Annotated in this window: 18 protein-coding genes; 6 read left to right on the top strand and 12 right to left on the bottom strand. The window is 59.5% G+C overall.

Annotated features, from left to right (window positions below; all coding sequences use genetic code 11):
• Nucleotides 1–103: 103 nt before the first annotated feature.
• The 3 genes from yihG to AC4IHP_RS15260 are packed head-to-tail and all read right to left on the bottom strand — an operon-like array spanning nucleotide 104 to nucleotide 3,487.
• Nucleotides 104–1,009 carry a 1-acylglycerol-3-phosphate O-acyltransferase, YihG family gene (gene yihG / locus AC4IHP_RS15250; RefSeq protein ID WP_490832069.1) on the bottom strand — a complete coding sequence of 302 codons (906 nt, stop codon included), beginning with the start codon at nucleotides 1,007–1,009 and terminating at the stop codon, nucleotides 104–106.
• Nucleotides 1,010–3,109: a phosphate acetyltransferase gene (pta, locus tag AC4IHP_RS15255; protein ID WP_024011632.1), complete on the bottom strand. Its 2,100-nt coding sequence runs from the start codon at nucleotides 3,107–3,109 to the stop codon at nucleotides 1,010–1,012. It lies immediately after the preceding gene.
• 51 nt (nucleotides 3,110–3,160) lie between these two features.
• Nucleotides 3,161–3,487: a DUF3565 domain-containing protein gene (locus tag AC4IHP_RS15260; protein WP_073473919.1), complete on the bottom strand. Its 327-nt coding sequence runs from the start codon at nucleotides 3,485–3,487 to the stop codon at nucleotides 3,161–3,163.
• On the opposite strand from AC4IHP_RS15260, the gene AC4IHP_RS15265 reads away from it, so the two are divergent.
• From AC4IHP_RS15265 to AC4IHP_RS15275, 3 genes are all read left to right on the top strand, one after another.
• On the top strand, nucleotides 3,456–3,941 hold the full coding sequence (locus AC4IHP_RS15265; RefSeq protein WP_101159261.1) for an FKBP-type peptidyl-prolyl cis-trans isomerase: 486 nt from the start codon (nucleotides 3,456–3,458) through the stop codon (nucleotides 3,939–3,941). The genes AC4IHP_RS15260 and AC4IHP_RS15265 overlap by 32 nt on opposite strands.
• 123 nt (nucleotides 3,942–4,064) lie before the next feature.
• On the top strand, nucleotides 4,065–4,547 hold the full coding sequence (locus tag AC4IHP_RS15270) for a glutathione peroxidase (RefSeq protein WP_252868811.1): 483 nt from the start codon (nucleotides 4,065–4,067) through the stop codon (nucleotides 4,545–4,547).
• Between the two features lie 195 nt (nucleotides 4,548–4,742).
• A complete protein-coding gene (locus tag AC4IHP_RS15275) occupies nucleotides 4,743–5,846 on the top strand; it encodes an NADH:flavin oxidoreductase (protein ID WP_490832070.1) in 1,104 nt (367 codons plus the stop codon).
• A 109-nt stretch (nucleotides 5,847–5,955) separates the two neighbouring features.
• On the opposite strand, the gene AC4IHP_RS15280 is transcribed toward AC4IHP_RS15275, so the two are convergent.
• Together AC4IHP_RS15280 and cysZ are read right to left on the bottom strand one after the other, a co-directional pair.
• Nucleotides 5,956–7,155, bottom strand: a complete 1,200-nt coding sequence (locus AC4IHP_RS15280) for a glycosyltransferase family 4 protein (RefSeq protein ID WP_490832071.1) — start codon at nucleotides 7,153–7,155, stop codon at nucleotides 5,956–5,958.
• Between the two features lie 40 nt (nucleotides 7,156–7,195).
• Nucleotides 7,196–7,948: a sulfate transporter CysZ gene (gene cysZ, locus AC4IHP_RS15285; protein ID WP_490832072.1), complete on the bottom strand. Its 753-nt coding sequence runs from the start codon at nucleotides 7,946–7,948 to the stop codon at nucleotides 7,196–7,198.
• Between the two features lie 312 nt (nucleotides 7,949–8,260).
• On the opposite strand from cysZ, the gene trxB reads away from it, so the two are divergent.
• Nucleotides 8,261–9,223 (top strand): thioredoxin-disulfide reductase, encoded by a 963-nt coding sequence (gene trxB / locus AC4IHP_RS15290; protein ID WP_016771656.1) that lies wholly within the window; start codon nucleotides 8,261–8,263, stop codon nucleotides 9,221–9,223.
• A gap of 189 nt (nucleotides 9,224–9,412) precedes the next feature.
• On the opposite strand, the gene AC4IHP_RS15295 is transcribed toward trxB, so the two are convergent.
• The 5 genes from AC4IHP_RS15295 to AC4IHP_RS15315 form a co-directional block, all read right to left on the bottom strand.
• Nucleotides 9,413–9,751, bottom strand: coding sequence for a HopJ type III effector protein (locus AC4IHP_RS15295; RefSeq protein WP_460124059.1), 339 nt, complete (start codon nucleotides 9,749–9,751; stop codon nucleotides 9,413–9,415).
• Complete coding sequence (locus AC4IHP_RS15300; protein ID WP_056782977.1) at nucleotides 9,744–10,040, bottom strand: DUF1244 domain-containing protein; 297 nt, start codon at nucleotides 10,038–10,040, stop codon at nucleotides 9,744–9,746. Before AC4IHP_RS15300 ends, AC4IHP_RS15295 begins: the two co-directional genes overlap by 8 nt.
• Nucleotides 10,041–10,159: 119 nt before the next feature.
• Nucleotides 10,160–10,531 (bottom strand): dihydroneopterin triphosphate 2'-epimerase, encoded by a 372-nt coding sequence (gene folX / locus AC4IHP_RS15305; RefSeq protein WP_016771653.1) that lies wholly within the window; start codon nucleotides 10,529–10,531, stop codon nucleotides 10,160–10,162.
• 72 nt (nucleotides 10,532–10,603) lie between these two features.
• A complete protein-coding gene (gene folM, locus AC4IHP_RS15310; RefSeq protein WP_490832073.1) occupies nucleotides 10,604–11,314 on the bottom strand; it encodes a dihydromonapterin reductase in 711 nt (236 codons plus the stop codon).
• Nucleotides 11,315–11,372: 58 nt separating this feature from the next.
• Nucleotides 11,373–11,942, bottom strand: coding sequence for a putative antibiotic biosynthesis monooxygenase (locus AC4IHP_RS15315; RefSeq protein ID WP_460124069.1), 570 nt, complete (start codon nucleotides 11,940–11,942; stop codon nucleotides 11,373–11,375).
• A gap of 211 nt (nucleotides 11,943–12,153) precedes the next feature.
• Between AC4IHP_RS15315 and AC4IHP_RS15320 the strand changes: the two genes are divergently transcribed.
• On the top strand, nucleotides 12,154–13,113 hold the full coding sequence (locus tag AC4IHP_RS15320; RefSeq protein ID WP_490832105.1) for a MerR family transcriptional regulator: 960 nt from the start codon (nucleotides 12,154–12,156) through the stop codon (nucleotides 13,111–13,113).
• A 3-nt stretch (nucleotides 13,114–13,116) separates the two neighbouring features.
• On the opposite strand, the gene AC4IHP_RS15325 is transcribed toward AC4IHP_RS15320, so the two are convergent.
• Both AC4IHP_RS15325 and AC4IHP_RS15330 read right to left on the bottom strand, forming a co-directional pair.
• Complete coding sequence (locus AC4IHP_RS15325) at nucleotides 13,117–13,722, bottom strand: hypothetical protein (protein WP_460124072.1); 606 nt, start codon at nucleotides 13,720–13,722, stop codon at nucleotides 13,117–13,119.
• Nucleotides 13,723–13,776: 54 nt separating this feature from the next.
• On the bottom strand, nucleotides 13,777–14,253 hold the full coding sequence (locus AC4IHP_RS15330; protein ID WP_490832074.1) for a PAS domain-containing protein: 477 nt from the start codon (nucleotides 14,251–14,253) through the stop codon (nucleotides 13,777–13,779).
• A 154-nt stretch (nucleotides 14,254–14,407) separates the two neighbouring features.
• Between AC4IHP_RS15330 and AC4IHP_RS15335 the strand changes: the two genes are divergently transcribed.
• Nucleotides 14,408–14,863, top strand: coding sequence for a flavodoxin (locus tag AC4IHP_RS15335; protein WP_490832075.1), 456 nt, complete (start codon nucleotides 14,408–14,410; stop codon nucleotides 14,861–14,863).
• Nucleotides 14,864–15,018 lie beyond the last annotated feature (155 nt).

Here is a 15,018-nt window from a genome sequence, read left to right on the forward strand (position 1 = left end):
AATTAAAACTGTGGGAGCGAGCCTGCTCGCGAAAGCTTTATCTCATTCAACATCTTTGCAAGCTGATCCACCGCTTTCGCGAGCAGGCTCGCTCCCACAGGGGTCAGTTTTTGGGGGGATATTCGCGGTGCATCTGCTCGAGCAACGCATCCTTGTCCAGCCACAGCTGATTGATCCAGCCCTGAAACTGCAAACGGTACTCGCCGTCCTGGTCGTAGTTCTTGCCGATGAAGGCCGGCGGAATTTTGATCTCTTCAAAATGCACCACCACATCGCGCACCTTGCCGCAGAGCAAGTCCCAGAACCCCGGACGCCCGGCCGGGTAATGAATCGTCACGTTGACGATCGATTCCAGCTGTTCGCCCATTGCGTCGAGGACAAAGGCGATTCCGCCTGCCTTCGGCTTGAGCAGGTATTTGAACGGTGATTGCTGTTGCGCATGCTTGCCTTCGGTGAAGCGTGTGCCTTCGACGAAGTTGAAAATCCCTACCGGGTTATGACGAAACTTCGCACAGGTCTTGCGCGTGGTTTCCAGGTCCTTGCCTTTCTTCTCCGGGTGTTTTTCCAGGTACGCCTTGGAGTAGCGCTTCATGAACGGAAAGCCCAGCGCCCACCAGGCCAAGCCAATCACCGGCACCCAGATCAGCTCCTGCTTGAGGAAGAACTTCAGCGGTTGAATCTTGCGGTTGAGCACATATTGCAGCACCAGGATATCCACCCAGCTCTGGTGGTTGCTGGTGATCAGGTACGAGTGCTGATAGTCGAGACCTTGCAGGCCGCTGACGTGCCAGCGGGTGCGTCGAACCAGGTTCATCCAGCCTTTGTTGTTGCTGATCCACGCCTCGTGGGTGTGGCTCATCAGCCAACCGGCAATACGCTGGGTCACGGCAAACGGCAGGGCCTTGACCAGCGCCACGCAGAACAGGAACGAGCACAGCAGAATCGTGTTGAGCGCCAACAGCAGCGAGGCGATCACGCCGCGCACGGGTGCGGGTAGAAAATCCAGCATTTACACATCCATAGGTCGGTTGGCGGCTTGAATCGCGGTGAGCGCGATGGTGTAGACGATGTCATCGACTTGCGCGCCGCGCGGCAGGTCGTTCACCGGTTTGCGCAGGCCTTGCAGCATCGGCCCGAGGCTGACGCAATCGGCGCTGCGTTGTACGGCTTTGTGCGTGGTGTTGCCGGTGTTCAGATCGGGGAACACGAACACTGTGGCGCGCCCGGCGACCTGACTGTTCGGCGCCAGTTGCCGGGCGACGTCAGCGTTGGCGGCGGCGTCGTACTGCAACGGGCCGTCGATCAACAGCGAATTTTGTTGCTCGTGAGCCAGCAGAGTCGCCTCGCGGACTTTCTCGACTTCTTCACCGCGCGCCGATTCGCCGCTGGAGTAGCTGATCATCGCCACCCGTGGGGTGATGCCGAATGCGGCCGCCGAGTCAGCGCTTTGCAGGGCGATCTCTGCCAGTTCGGCAGCGCTCGGGTGCGGGTTCATCACGCAGTCGCCGTAGACCAGCACTTCTTCCGGAAAGAGCATGAAGAACACCGACGATACCAGCGTGCAGCCCGGTGCGGTTTTGATCAGTTGCAGGGCGGGGCGGATGGTATTGGCGGTGGTGTTGATCACACCCGAAACCAAACCGTCGACCTCATCCAGCGCCAGCATCATGGTACCGATCACCACCGTGTCTTCCAGTTGCTGCTCGGCCATCGGTGCGTTGAGGCTTTTGCTCTTGCGCAGAGCCACCATCGGTTCGACGTAGCGTTCGCGGATGTGGTCCGGGTCGAGAATCTCCAGCCCCGGCGGCAACACGATGCCTTGGGCGCGGGCGACCGCTTCGACGTCTTCCGGTTTGGCCAACAGCACGCAGCGGGCGATCCCGCGTTCCTGACAGATCGCCGCCGCTTGCACGGTGAACGGCTCGCTGCCTTCGGGCAGCACGATGCGCTTGTTCGCCGCTTGCGCGCGCTGGATCAATTGATAACGGAATACCGCCGGTGACAGGCGCATCTCCCGTGGCGTGCCGCAGCGCTGGTGCAGCCAGTTGGCGTCGAGGTGGCTGGCGACGAAATCGGTGATGATCTCCGCGCGCTCGCGGTCATCGATGGGGATTTCCTTGTTCAGGCCATTGAGCAGGTTGGCGGTGTCGTACGAGCCGGTGCTCACCGACAACACCGGCAAACCGGCCTGCAACGCGCCTCGGCACAGGTCCATGATGCGCGGGTCGGGCAGCGTGTCGCTGGTCAGCAGCAGGCCGGCCAGCGGCACGCCGTTGATCGCCGCAAGGCTGACGGCGAGGATGATGTCGTCGCGATCACCGGGCGTCACCACCAGCACGCCGGGTTTGAGCAGCTCGACGGTGTTGCGCATGGTCCGCGCGCAAATGATGATTTTGCTCATGCGCCGGGTTTCGTAGTCGCCCGCGTTGAGCACTTGTGCGCCCATCAGGTCGGCGACGTCGCGGGTGCGCGGCGCGTTGAGTTCCGGCTGAAACGGGATGCAGCCGAGCAGGCGGAAATCACCGCTGCGCAGCAACGGCGAATGCTCCTTCAGACGCGTGGCGAAGGCGTCCATGCTCTCGTCGGTCTTGACCTTGTTGAGGATCACCCCGAGGACCTTCGGATCCTTCGGGCCGCCGAACAATTGTGCCTGCAGCTCAACCCGCCCAGAGAGTTCGGCGAGCACTTCGTTTTCCGGCGCCGAGACCAGAATCACCTCGGCATCCAGACTCTTGGCCAAGTGCAGATTGACCCGTGCGGCGTAACTGGCGCTGCGGGTCGGCACCATGCCCTCGACCACCAGCACATCCTTGCCGACGGCCGCTTGCTGATACAGGGCGATGATTTCTTCGAGCAGTTCGTCGAGCTGACCGTCGCCGAGCATGCGTTCGACGTGCGCCAGGCCCAGCGGTTGCGGTGGTTTCAGGCCGTGGGTGCGGGCCACCAGTTCGGTGGAACGCTCAGGGCCAGTGTCGCCCGGATGTGGCTGGGCGATCGGTTTGAAGAAGCCGACTTTCAGCCCGGCGCGTTCAAGCGTGCGCACCAGCCCGAGGCTGATGGAGGTCAGACCCACGCCAAAATCGGTGGGGGCGATAAAAAAAGTTTGCATGGGAATTCTCTATGCAAGGGTGTCAGCCTATGTCTGGCCGACTACCGAAATTCAGTCGCCAAGGTTAGCGCTAACCGAGCCTTGTGCACACCAACCGCAGGCAAAGGGTTGACCTGTTTTTTCAATACGTTGCGCCGGATCCAGAACCCACGCGCGGGTTTGCCACGGCGGCTGATGGCGCAGGTGCTGGGTGTGGCCACAGGAAAGCTCGACCACCCAATGGCCATCTTCGTCCTGATGAAAGCCGGTGATGGTCGAAACCCGTTTGTCCGGGTTGTGGTCGCTTTCACGCGATTGCTTCGCTAAACTTGGCCTTTCTATATTCTTATGCAAAAGGTCTCGCCCCATGCTGATCGCCGCCAATAAGGCTGTCTCCATCGACTATACCCTGACCAACGACGCTGGTGAGGTCATCGACAGCTCCGCCGGCGGCGCTCCGCTGGTTTACCTGCAAGGCGCAGGCAACATCATCCCGGGCCTGGAAAAAGCCCTCGAAGGCAAAGCCGTTGGCGACGAGCTCCAGGTCGCCGTTGAGCCGGAAGACGCTTACGGCGAATACGCCGCCGAGCTGGTCAGCACCCTGAGCCGCAGCATGTTCGAAGGTGTAGACGAGCTGGAAGTCGGCATGCAGTTCCACGCTTCGGCGCCGGACGGCCAGATGCAGATCGTCACCATCCGTGACCTGGACGGCGACGACGTCACCGTTGATGGCAACCACCCATTGGCCGGTCAGCGCCTGAACTTCCAAGTGAAGATCGTTGATATCCGTGACGCCAGCCAGGAAGAAATCGCTCATGGTCACGTCCACGGCGAAGGTGGCCATCACCACTGATTTTCTGCGCTAAGCTTCGAGTACTGGAGAGGCGCCTGTGGGCGCCTTTTTAGTCCGCGGCTGTCCTTGGTGGCCTCGCCAAGTGGCTGTTTCGAGTAGAACACGAGAATCCTGGAGTTCGGCATGAGTGCTTTTCACGACCTTAAGTTGACCGCCCTGGATGGTCAGGAGCTACCGCTGGCGCCGTTCAAGGGCCAAGTCGTGCTGGTGGTCAACGTGGCCTCCAAATGCGGCTTGACCCCCCAGTATGCGGCACTGGAAAACCTCTACCAGCAATACAAGGCCAAAGGCTTCACTGTGCTGGGCCTGCCGTGCAACCAGTTTGCCGGTCAGGAGCCAGGCTCGGAGAAAGAAATCCAGGAGTTCTGCAGCCTCAATTATGGCGTGACGTTTCCGTTGGCGAGCAAGCTCGAAGTCAACGGCCACGAACGGCATCAGTTGTATCGCCTGCTGGCGGGCGAGGGCGCCGAGTTTCCCGGCGACATCACCTGGAATTTCGAGAAGTTTCTGCTCGGCAAGGACGGCCGCGTGCTGGCACGGTTCTCGCCGCGTACGGCGCCGGATGATCCGACCATCGTGCATGCGATTGAAAAAGCGCTGAGCTGAAAAGCAACATCAAAAGATCGCAGCCTTCGGCAGCTCCTACAGGGGGACCACAAATTCCGTGTAGGAGCTGCCGAAGGCTGCGATCTTTTGCTTTTCATTCTTTTAATCCTTAATCACCAAAATCAATAATGCTGTTCAAAGGCTCCGGCTCTCCATATTATCGCCGTCATAAAGCAATCGCCGTGGAGCCTCTCGATGCCTGTTCAAGCCCTGTTCAAACCGTTTCACCTCGGTGCCCTCGAACTGCCGACTCGAGTGGTCATGGCACCAATGACCCGCTCGTTCTCGCCGGGCGGCGTGCCGAATTCCAAAGTCATTGAGTACTATCGCCGTCGGGCGGCCGCTGGCGTTGGTCTGATCATCACCGAAGGCACCACGGTCGACCACATCGCGTCCAATGGCTATCCAAACGTGCCGCAGTTTTTCGGTGAAGCGCCACTCGCCGGCTGGAAAAAAGTTGTCGACGCCGTGCACGCCGAAGGCGGCAAGATCGTCCCGCAACTGTGGCATGTCGGCAGCGTACGTCGCCTCGGCACCGAGCCGGACGCCAGCGTGCCGGGCTACGGTCCGTCGGAAAAACTCAAGGACGGTCAGGTCGTGGTTCACGGCATGACCAAACAGGACATCCAGGACGTGATTGCTGCGTTTTCCCAGGCTGCCAAAGATGCGCAAAGCATCGGCATGGACGGCGTAGAAATCCATGGCGCCCACGGTTATCTGGTCGACCAGTTCTTCTGGGAAGGCAGCAACCAGCGCACTGACGAATATGGTGGCAGCCTGGCCAACCGTTCGCGTTTCGCCATCGAATTGATTCAAGCGGTGCGCGCGGCGGTCGGTGAAGGCTTCCCGATCATTTTCCGCTTCTCGCAATGGAAACAGCAGGATTACACCGCGCGTCTGGTGCAAACCCCCGAAGCGCTGGGCGAATTTCTCAAGCCGCTGTCCGACGCTGGCGTGGACATTTTCCACTGCTCGACGCGCCGTTTCTGGGAGCCGGAGTTCGACGGCTCGGATCTGAACCTTGCTGGCTGGACCCGCAAGCTGACCGGCAAACCGACCATCACCGTTGGCAGCGTCGGCCTGGACGGCGAGTTCCTGCAGTTCATGGTCAACACCGACAAGGTCGCGCAACCGGCCAGCCTGGAAAACTTGCTGGAGCGTCTGAACAAAGAGGAATTCGATCTGGTGGCGGTGGGCCGCGCGCTGCTGGTCGATCCGGACTGGGCGCAGAAAGTCCGTGAAGGGCGTGAGCAGGATATTTTGCCGTTCAGTCGTGAGGCGTTGATGACGCTGGTTTAAGCGGCGCCAGTTCGACCTTTTCGCGAGCAGGCTCGCTCCTACACTTGGAATGCGATACCCATGTGAGAGCGAGCCTGCTCGCGAAAGCTGTTTCTATGTAGACGAAAATCTAAGGTTGTGTCTGCGCCCCAGGCACCACCAGCTCCCCCACACAAGCCCCACGCAAATACCCCTCGAACTGCTCGATAATCGCTGCCCAGCCCTGGCGACTGCCATGCTGCCGCGCATTCAGCCTGACGCAGCGCAACCGTTCTTCCTCCTCCAGCAACCACGCCGCCGCTTCACAAAATGCCTGCTCATCGCCGGGCATGGCCGACACGCCGTTGTAGCCATGGCGAATATGCTGCGCCGCCGCTGCCTGATCATATGCCACCACGCCAAGTCCCGAAGCCAGGGCTTCCAGCACCACATTACCGAAAGTTTCGGTGAGGCTGGGAAAGACAAAAAGATCCCCGGAGGCATAGTGTGCTGCCAGCGTTTCCCCGCGCTGCGCGCCGCAGAAAATCGCCTCCGGCAGTTCTTTTTCCAGCGCCGAACGCTGCGGGCCTTCACCGACCACGATCAGCTTCAGATGGCGCTGTGGATAAGTTTCCCGCAGGGTTTCAAAGCAGCGTTTGAGCAAGCCAAGATTCTTCTCCGGGGCGAGCCTTCCTACGTGGATGACCGCGATATCCGTATCAGAGAGTCCCCATTGCTCACGCAACTGGCTCTGACGTTTGCTTGGATGAAACAACTGGCTGTCCACACCCCGCGACAACAGCGCCAGGCGCTCGAAGTGCCGCCGCTCCAGCTCCAGCCGCTGACTGATACTCGGCACCAAGGTCATTGCCGAACGATTGTGAAACCAGCGCAGGTAATGGGTCAGCATCCGCGTCAGCAGGCCGAGGCCGTACTGGCTGGTGTATTGCTGGAAGTTGGTGTGAAAACCGCTCACCACCGCAATCCCCAGGCGCCGTGCCGCACGTAATGCCGATAACCCGAGCGGGCCTTCCGTGGCGATGTACAGCACATCCGGGCGCTGCCGTTTCCAACGGCGCAGCAGCTTATGCATTGACGATTGGCCCCATTGCAGTCCCGAATAGCCGGGTAATGGCCATCCGCGACACAACAGCAGCGCTTCGTCTTCGCTGCGTAGCGGATCGCCCGCCTGGCGCGGGCGCACCAGCTCCACTTGATGCCCTCGCGCGCGCAAACCCTCGCACAAGCGGCCAAGGGTATTGGCCACGCCGTTGATTTCCGGTGGGAAGGTTTCGCTGATGAGGGTGATGTGTAGAGCTGTCGTCATGACCTCAGTGTCGGCTGAAGCCATGTCGACGTTGTGACATCCGGATGATGGATTTGTGACGCGATCAGTGTTGTATCACCAGATTTTCGGCGCCACGTTCGCGCACCCAAAACAATGTCGCCCCGGCTACCGCCGCCGGCATCATCAGGATGTTGACCACCGGAATCAGCAACACCAGATAGACGATTCCGCCGAAACTCATGCTCTGCCAGCGCTTCTGCCGCAGCCAGGCGAGCATTTCGTTCCAGCCCAGTTTGTGGTTGTCCGCCGGGTAGTCGATGTACTGGATCGCCATCATCCATACGCCAAACAGCAGCCACAGCGGCGCGGCGACGATGTTTACTACCGGGATAAACGAAAGAATAAACAGACCTATCGCACGCGGCAGGAAGTAGCCGAGCTTGCGCATTTCCCGGGAAAGGGTGCGTGGGATCATCGCGATCAGTTCGCCCCAGCTGAACGCCGGGAAATCATCGGTACCGCGCACCACCACTTCGACTTTTTCCGCGAGGAAGCCGTTGAACGGTGCGGCAATGATGTTGGCGAGCATGGTGAAGGTGAAAAACACCATCAGCGCTACCAGCACTACAAACAGTGGCCACAGGATATAGCTGAGGAAACTCAGCCATTCAGGCAACGACGGCATCAGTGTGTTGACCCACAGGCTGAACTGGTGGCCGGCCAGATAGATCAATCCGACGAACAGCACCAGGTTGATTGCCAGCGGCAACAACACGAACAGGCGCAGGCCTGGGCTCAAGACCAGTTTCAGGCCTTCGCGCAGGTATTGCGGGCCAGACAGAACAGGGGCGGGCATAAGGTGCTCCGAAGCAAGGGAAAACGCGCCGACGTTACCGGCTTTGCCACAGTGGCGAAAGCGCGGCAGAGCAATCGACATTCACTGTAACAAAGCGGTCTATGTCGTCAGCGTCTCGGCATAGAGACCACCTATGAGCTGGATTGTTAAACCGTATTTCCTTAATCTTGCCCCCCTCGATACGCTGCACCCAACTTTTTACAGGACTGTCGAGTTCAAGCCTTCCCCAAGGTATCCACGGTCCTTTTTTATTCCGCCGGCCGTCCGGCGTCCGCGCCAGATTTTTCATGGCCGGCCAACAGGAGCAGATTCATGTCTGAAGTCCGTCATTCGCGAGTGATCATTCTCGGTTCCGGCCCCGCCGGCTACAGCGCTGCGGTCTACGCGGCCCGCGCCAACCTCAAGCCTCTGCTGATCACCGGTATGCAGGCTGGCGGTCAACTGACTACCACCACCGAAGTCGACAACTGGCCGGGCGATGTCCACGGCCTGACCGGTCCGGTGCTGATGGAGCGCATGCGTGAGCACGCCGAGCGTTTCGAGACCGAGATCGTCTTCGATCACATCAACGCCGTGGACTTCGCTGCCAAGCCGTACACCCTGACCGGCGACAGCGCCGTTTACACCTGCGATGCGCTGATCATTGCTACCGGCGCCAGTGCGCGTTACCTGGGCCTGCCTTCTGAAGAAGCGTTCATGGGCAAAGGCGTGTCGGCCTGCGCGACCTGCGACGGTTTCTTCTACCGCAACAAGCCGGTCGCCGTGGTTGGCGGCGGCAACACCGCTGTCGAAGAAGCGCTGTACCTGGCCAACATCGCCAGCACCGTGACTTTGATCCACCGTCGCGAAACCTTCCGCGCCGAGAAGATCCTGATCGACAAGCTCAACGCCCGTGTGGCTGAAGGCAAGATCATCCTGAAGTTGAACGCCAACCTGGACGAAGTCCTCGGCGACAACATGGGCGTGACCGGTGCGCGTCTGCGCAACAACGATGGCAGCTTCGACGAAATCAAAGTCGACGGCGTGTTCATCGCCATCGGCCACACTCCGAACACTTCGCTGTTCGAAGGCCAGTTGACCCTGAAAGACGGTTACCTGGTTGTGCAAGGCGGCCGTGAAGGCAACGCGACGGCCACCAGCGTAGAAGGCATCTTCGCTGCCGGTGACGTGGCTGACCACGTTTACCGTCAGGCCATCACCTCGGCCGGCGCCGGTTGCATGGCGGCACTCGACACCGAGCGTTACCTCGACGGCCTGCAGAACGCCACGTTCTAAGACCGTAGGGCATAAAAAAACCGGCCAGATTGGCCGGTTTTTTTGTGCCCGAGATTCGCGGCCGCCACGCATCCAGTGTGGGAGCGAGCCTGATCGCGAAAGCGGTGTATCAATCGACATCAACGTTGAATGTCAGTCCGTCTTCGCGAGCAGGTCCGCTCCCATAGGGGTTATGTGGGGCTGTCGGGATCAGCGGCGGGTCAGGGGTTGTGCGTCGAACTTTACGCCGGCCAGGCCGTGCTTGATCAACGCGCGAATATTGCCGTGATCGCTGCCTTCGGGGGTCGCCAGCACCGAGCGGTAATGCTCGCCGAACGCCAGCAGCGCTTCTTCATCGCTCAAGCCTTCCAGCAGGGCCAGACCCAGCGTCTTGCACGAACCTTCGTTCTGCCCGGCAGCATTTTCCACGCCGCCGTTGTTGAACGCTTGAGGCTCGTAGTCGTAACCGGAGGCGATGAACGCCAGGGTATCGGCGAAAGCGTGTTCGCCGCTTTTGAGGCTGGCGCGCAGGGTGTTCAGATCAGTCATTGGGTTTTCCTTTGGCAAACGCTGCTTGCTGCTCGGCGCTGGCTTCTTGCTGGTATTGGGCTTTCCACTCGGCGTAGGGCATGCCGTACACCACTTCGCGGGCGTCATCGAGGCTGACCTCGATCTGGCGTTGGTCGGCTTCGGCCTTGTACCACTTCGACAGGCAGTTGCGGCAGAACCCGGCGAGGTTCATCAGGTCGATGTTCTGCACGTCCTTGCGGCTGTCGAGGTGAGCAACCAGTCGGCGGAAGGCGGCCGCTTCGAGTTCCAGGCGTTGTTGATCAGTCATGAGGGTCTCTGCGAGACAGCTTCAAGCGGCAAGCTTCAAGCTGCAAGATGGATCGGGGTCGGCTGTTAGCTTACCGTTTGAAGCTTGAAGCTTGAAGCTTGAAGCTTGAAGCTTGAAGCTCAGCGGCTTGCCGCGAGCGTGATCGATACCGACTCGGCGAAGCGCAGCGCGTGGGGCTTGTCGACTTCGACTTCGGCATACAGCACCGATGCATTGGTCATCACCAGATCGAGCAATTCCTGCGTCAGGCGTTCGAGCAGCGCGAAGCGGTTGCCCTCGACATGAGCGATGATCGCTTTGGTGATAGTGCGGTAATTCAGCGCGTGGTCGATATCGTTATCGCGCACCGCTTCTTGAGCCGCGTACAGGATGGTCAGGTTGATCAGGACGTCCTGCTTGTTGAGGATTTCATCCTCGTTGATGCCGATAAAGGTGCGCAGGCGCAGATCCTTGACCCGGATGCGCGCCATTCCCGGTTGAAGTTGTGGCATTGATTTGCTCCGTCCAGTCTATTGCAGGCGTTCTGGTGGATCTTACTCGACTCGCGGCCGAAGCGGGACGACCTATTTGACGTGCCGCCCGCCGTTGACGGTCAGGGTCGTGCCGGTGACATAGGGATTGTCGAGCAGATAGCGCAGGCTCTGGTAGATCACTTCACTGCCGGGTTCGATGCCCAGCGCGGATTTGGCCAGCGCCTTGGTGCGGTAAGCCGCGTCATCGTCGGGGTTGAACAACAGCAGCGCCGGAGCGATGCCGTTGACCTTGATGGCGGGGGCCAAGCGCGCGGCAAACGACTGGGTCAGGCTGTCGAGCCCGGCCTTGCTGGCGCAATAGCCGATGTGCTTGCTGCTGCCTTTGCGGGTGACGTCGTCGCTGATATGGATGATGTCGGCTGGCGCCGAGCGCTGCAGCAACTCGGCGCAGTGCAGGTTGATCAGGTAAGGCGCGAGCATGTGAATGTTGAACATGCGATTGAAGGCTTGTGCTTCGCTGCCCTGGGTTTCCGCCAGCCATTCGGAGGCGTTGTGCACGATGGCGCGCAAACTGTCGGTGTGCGCTTTCAGCGAATCAATGAAGGCCAGTATTCCTGTCTCGCTGGAAAAGTCGGCGAACAGCGCTGTCGCGCCAAGATCGCGAAGGGCCTGCACGCCCGGTCGCTCGGTGCGGTAAGTGAAAATCAGCGGGTGGCCGTCCTCGATCAAGCGCTGCGCGCAGTGCAAACCGACACGCTGGCCGGCGCCGGTGATGAGGATCGGGGCTGCGGAATCTGGCATGGGCGGCTCGCATCGCGGTTGAAGCGAAAACTATAACAGGCTCGCCGCCCGCTGCAGATCAGCGATTGTGCGCCGACGGTGTGGTCGCCAGTGGCCGCGTCGGCGTGCTGTTCAACCAGTTCGCCAGCAGACGCGTCGACAACGGTATAAAGAAATACACCATCAGCGGTGTCAGGCACGCCGTGCCGATCAATATTCGTGGCAACAGGCTCAACTCAGCGAGCAGCGGGCCGAGGACAAAGTTGAAAATCAGCGACACCGGAAAAAACGCCAGCCAGATCGCCACGGCCTGTTTCCAGCGCGGCGGGCGTTGGCCGGCAGCACCGAACCAGCCTTCAATGCCGCTGACCCGGTGTTCTTTCGGATGTTCGAACAGGTCGCTGCCACGGTTCAGCCAGGCGGTACGCGACGCCGAGTACTCCCACGCATGCAGCGTCTGCTCATCGACGAAGCGGAAGATAATCTGGAATTCGTTGTCACCGGGCGGTGGCGCGAGGACGCCGGAGCCGAGGTAGCCGGGAAAATCGGTGGCCAATTGTTCGCCTTCGCGCAGCCAGGCGATCAGATCGTGATAGCGGCCATCGGCGACGCGACGCGCTACCATGAGCGTGACGGGGGAAGTAGACATTTTGTATCTCCGTATTTCGAGTGCGTCGTTCCGGGTAAGAGCTTCGCCTGACGCAGGCCGGGGTAGAGGCCTGCGCTTTACAACAAGCAAGGATTATTCCTGATTTTGATGATTAAACCGACCACTTTCCTCGTAGATCACCACTTGTAGGTTTCCAGTCCATCATGTTTAAAATGGGATCCAATGAACCGACATGGAAGTTGACCGCCAGATGCCTGTAAACACGGACGCTCGCCCGGCTTCAACAGTACTCGGCACGATCGAGCGCGAAGAGCTGTTCCCCATTCGCGAGGTGGCGCGGTTGACCGGTGTCAACCCGGTGACTCTGCGTGCCTGGGAACGCCGCTACGGATTGATCGAGCCGACCCGCACTGAAAGCGGGCATCGTCTGTACTCGATGAACGATATCGAGCGCGTTCGCAGCATTGTCGACTGGATCGATCGCGGCGTGGCTGTAAGTAAAGTCGGCAAGATCCTGGCGAAGACAGAACCTTTGAAGGTGCTGGCCAATTTTATTCCCGATGACCATGTGCAGGCCGATTACAAGCAATGGCAGGAGCAGATTCAGCAGGCAGTGAGTTCGTTCGACGATCAGCAACTGGATCGCGTTTACGGGCAGATTTTCTCGTCGTACACGCTGCCGGTCGTGTTCGAAGCCATCATCATGCCGTTGTGGCGGCAACTGCTCCAGCGTCAGGATGCCTTCGGGCAAACCAGCGAATGGTTGTTTTTCGATGGTTTTCTGAGAGCGCGCGTATTGCAGCGCATTGTCATGCTGCGTGGCGCGCAACCGCGTCGAATAATCGTCAGTGCACTCGCCGGCCAGTGTCGTGAGCTTGAATTACTGGTGGCGGCGCTGTTTCTCAGCGGCAACGATTCCGGTGTACGGGTGCTGACCACCGGCCAACCCTTCGACGAGCTGACGCTGGTCTGCGAAAAAGTCAAACCTGAGGCGCTTGTGCTGTTTTCCAACCATACCCCAGGGCCGGAACTGCCCCGGCGCCTTAATCGCCTGGCAATGAGCCTGGATTGTCAGTTGATGCTGGCCGGGGATGCAGCAGATTTGGCTGAGGACAGCCTGGCCGGCTCATCGGTGGCCTGTCTCGGTAACGAGGGCGCGACCATGCGTCAACGCATGAAGCAATTCATGGCAGGCAAACTGGATACCTGAAACTCAGGCGTGCAGGGCGGGGTGGGTGAGGCGATGCTGCTGCAGGATGAACTGGCGCAGGCGCTCGGTTTCGTCGGCATCGGTCTGGCTCAGTTCGTAAGCGAAGAAACCTTGCTCGGTTTCCCGTTCGAAATGGCCGCGCAGGGAAATCCGCTCATAACCGGAAGGGCTGAACCACAGGGCGAAATGTTTTGGTGGCTTGGTCTTGTTGCGCACTTCCAGCAATACGCCTTTGTGCGACACCTCGTGCACCCACAAGGTGCCGGGCTGGCCTTTGGCATTTTCCAGTGCCACTGGCTCGTCCAGCACCAGACGCCACGGGCGCACCATCGGGCCGTCTTCGTAAATGCTCGGTACACCGAGCCGCAGATGCAGCGCGTGGAACTCGTCTTCCACCAGATGCAGCGGAAAGGTCATCTGCTGATTTTCGAAATTGGCCTGGATCGTCACTTGTTCATGAGCAGCCAGACGTGTCAGCAGATCACGGATCTGCGAACCGCCATTAACCAGCAGACTCGACGTCGCATCCCGCACGTTCAGTTGCGGGTTGTGCTGCATGGTCTGGATGAAATCCAGCTCGTCCTGGGTGAGGAGGGCGTCGCGCTGCATGGCTAACTCGAAGTGAATAGTTACAAAGTCATTGGTGATTGTAGTTAATGACCATCAGTTCGCGGTTTTGTTTGCGCCGTTCGTCGCTTTCAACGCCGCAAGCTCGCTTTGCAGCGCCGCCACTTGCGCTTCCAGCTGTGCAACCCGCTGCTGCGCCTTGACCTGAACCGTCACATCTTTTTGCACACCGATGAAATAAGTCTGCCCGTCATCGGCATTTTTTACCGTCGACAGTGACAATTCGTTCCAGAACGGCGTGCCATCCTTGCGATAGTTGCGCAGGATTTCCCGGCAGGAACCGCCTTCACGCAATGTCTCGCGAATCCGCTGCAGACTTTGCTGATCGCGGTCTCCCGCCTGCAGGAAGCGACAGTCCTGGTAGAGAATTTCCTCACTGCTGTAGCCGGTCAGCCGTTCAAAAGCGGGGTTGGCGTAAATAAGGATGTTGTCCTGCTCACCTTCCTTTTCAGCGACCACGATCCCGTCGTTTGATGCGTTGATCACCATTTGCAGCAGACTGGCGTTGATCATCCGAGAATCCCTTCCATTGTGTCAGTGGCAGGCATTCTAGAAGAAAGCCGCGGACTGTCTACAGGCCAGCAGCTTCCATTGAGAGCCAATCGCAACTTCGTCGCGTGGGCTGTTACTATCGCGGCTCTTTTTTTCCAGTTTCAGGATCAGATTGATGAAAGTCGCCATCCTCTCAGGTTCAGTCTACGGCACCGCCGAAGAAGTCGCCCGCCACGCCCAGAACCTGTTGAAAGCCGCCGGCTTTGAAACCTTCTATAACTCGCGTGCGGCGCTGGCCGATATTCAGGCGTTCGGTCCCGAGGCCCTTCTCGCTGTGACTTCGACCACTGGCATGGGCGAGCTGCCGGACAACCTGCAACCGTTGTATTCCAGCCTGCGCGATCAATTGCCCGCTACCTTGCGCGGCTTGCCGGGAGCTGTGATTGCCCTCGGCGATGCCAGCTACGGCGACACCTTTTGTGGCGGCGGCGAGCAGATGCGGGAATTGTTTGCCGAATTGGGTGTAAAGGAGGTGCAGGAAATGTTGCGCATCGACGCCAGCGAAAGCGTCACGCCGGAAACCGATGCCGAGCCGTGGCTGGCGCAACTGATCGAAGCGCTCAAGGGCTGATCAACCAACGATATCGCTGCACCTGGGCAAGCGCCGTTGCGTTGGGAGCGACTCAGGCTGTTTGCCTGACTGACTCGTTCAGTCATCAAGCTGGCTGCCAATGCAACTACGCGATGCCCTGCGCCTGACTAGACTGCTGACACGAGCAGAACAAG

The organism is Pseudomonas sp. UF-293, from assembly GCF_058245595.1.

Excerpts from the sequence above, each read along its gene's own strand:
- yihG (WP_490832069.1), bottom strand. The coding sequence starts at position 1,009 with ATGCTGGATTTTCTACCCGCACCCGTGCGCGGCGTGATCGCCTCGCTG.
- pta (WP_024011632.1), bottom strand. The coding sequence starts at position 3,109 with ATGCAAACTTTTTTTATCGCCCCCACCGATTTTGGCGTGGGTCTGACC.
- AC4IHP_RS15265 (WP_101159261.1), top strand. The coding sequence starts at position 3,456 with ATGCTGATCGCCGCCAATAAGGCTGTCTCCATCGACTATACCCTGACC.
- AC4IHP_RS15260 (WP_073473919.1), bottom strand. The coding sequence starts at position 3,487 with ATGGAGACAGCCTTATTGGCGGCGATCAGCATGGGGCGAGACCTTTTG.
- AC4IHP_RS15270 (WP_252868811.1), top strand. The coding sequence starts at position 4,065 with ATGAGTGCTTTTCACGACCTTAAGTTGACCGCCCTGGATGGTCAGGAG.
- AC4IHP_RS15275 (WP_490832070.1), top strand. The coding sequence starts at position 4,743 with ATGCCTGTTCAAGCCCTGTTCAAACCGTTTCACCTCGGTGCCCTCGAA.
- AC4IHP_RS15280 (WP_490832071.1), bottom strand. The coding sequence starts at position 7,155 with ATGGCTTCAGCCGACACTGAGGTCATGACGACAGCTCTACACATCACC.
- cysZ (WP_490832072.1), bottom strand. The coding sequence starts at position 7,948 with ATGCCCGCCCCTGTTCTGTCTGGCCCGCAATACCTGCGCGAAGGCCTG.
- trxB (WP_016771656.1), top strand. The coding sequence starts at position 8,261 with ATGTCTGAAGTCCGTCATTCGCGAGTGATCATTCTCGGTTCCGGCCCC.
- AC4IHP_RS15295 (WP_460124059.1), bottom strand. The coding sequence starts at position 9,751 with ATGACTGATCTGAACACCCTGCGCGCCAGCCTCAAAAGCGGCGAACAC.
- AC4IHP_RS15300 (WP_056782977.1), bottom strand. The coding sequence starts at position 10,040 with ATGACTGATCAACAACGCCTGGAACTCGAAGCGGCCGCCTTCCGCCGA.
- folX (WP_016771653.1), bottom strand. The coding sequence starts at position 10,531 with ATGCCACAACTTCAACCGGGAATGGCGCGCATCCGGGTCAAGGATCTG.
- folM (WP_490832073.1), bottom strand. The coding sequence starts at position 11,314 with ATGCCAGATTCCGCAGCCCCGATCCTCATCACCGGCGCCGGCCAGCGT.
- AC4IHP_RS15315 (WP_460124069.1), bottom strand. The coding sequence starts at position 11,942 with ATGTCTACTTCCCCCGTCACGCTCATGGTAGCGCGTCGCGTCGCCGAT.
- AC4IHP_RS15320 (WP_490832105.1), top strand. The coding sequence starts at position 12,154 with ATGCCTGTAAACACGGACGCTCGCCCGGCTTCAACAGTACTCGGCACG.
- AC4IHP_RS15325 (WP_460124072.1), bottom strand. The coding sequence starts at position 13,722 with ATGCAGCGCGACGCCCTCCTCACCCAGGACGAGCTGGATTTCATCCAG.
- AC4IHP_RS15330 (WP_490832074.1), bottom strand. The coding sequence starts at position 14,253 with ATGATCAACGCCAGTCTGCTGCAAATGGTGATCAACGCATCAAACGAC.
- AC4IHP_RS15335 (WP_490832075.1), top strand. The coding sequence starts at position 14,408 with ATGAAAGTCGCCATCCTCTCAGGTTCAGTCTACGGCACCGCCGAAGAA.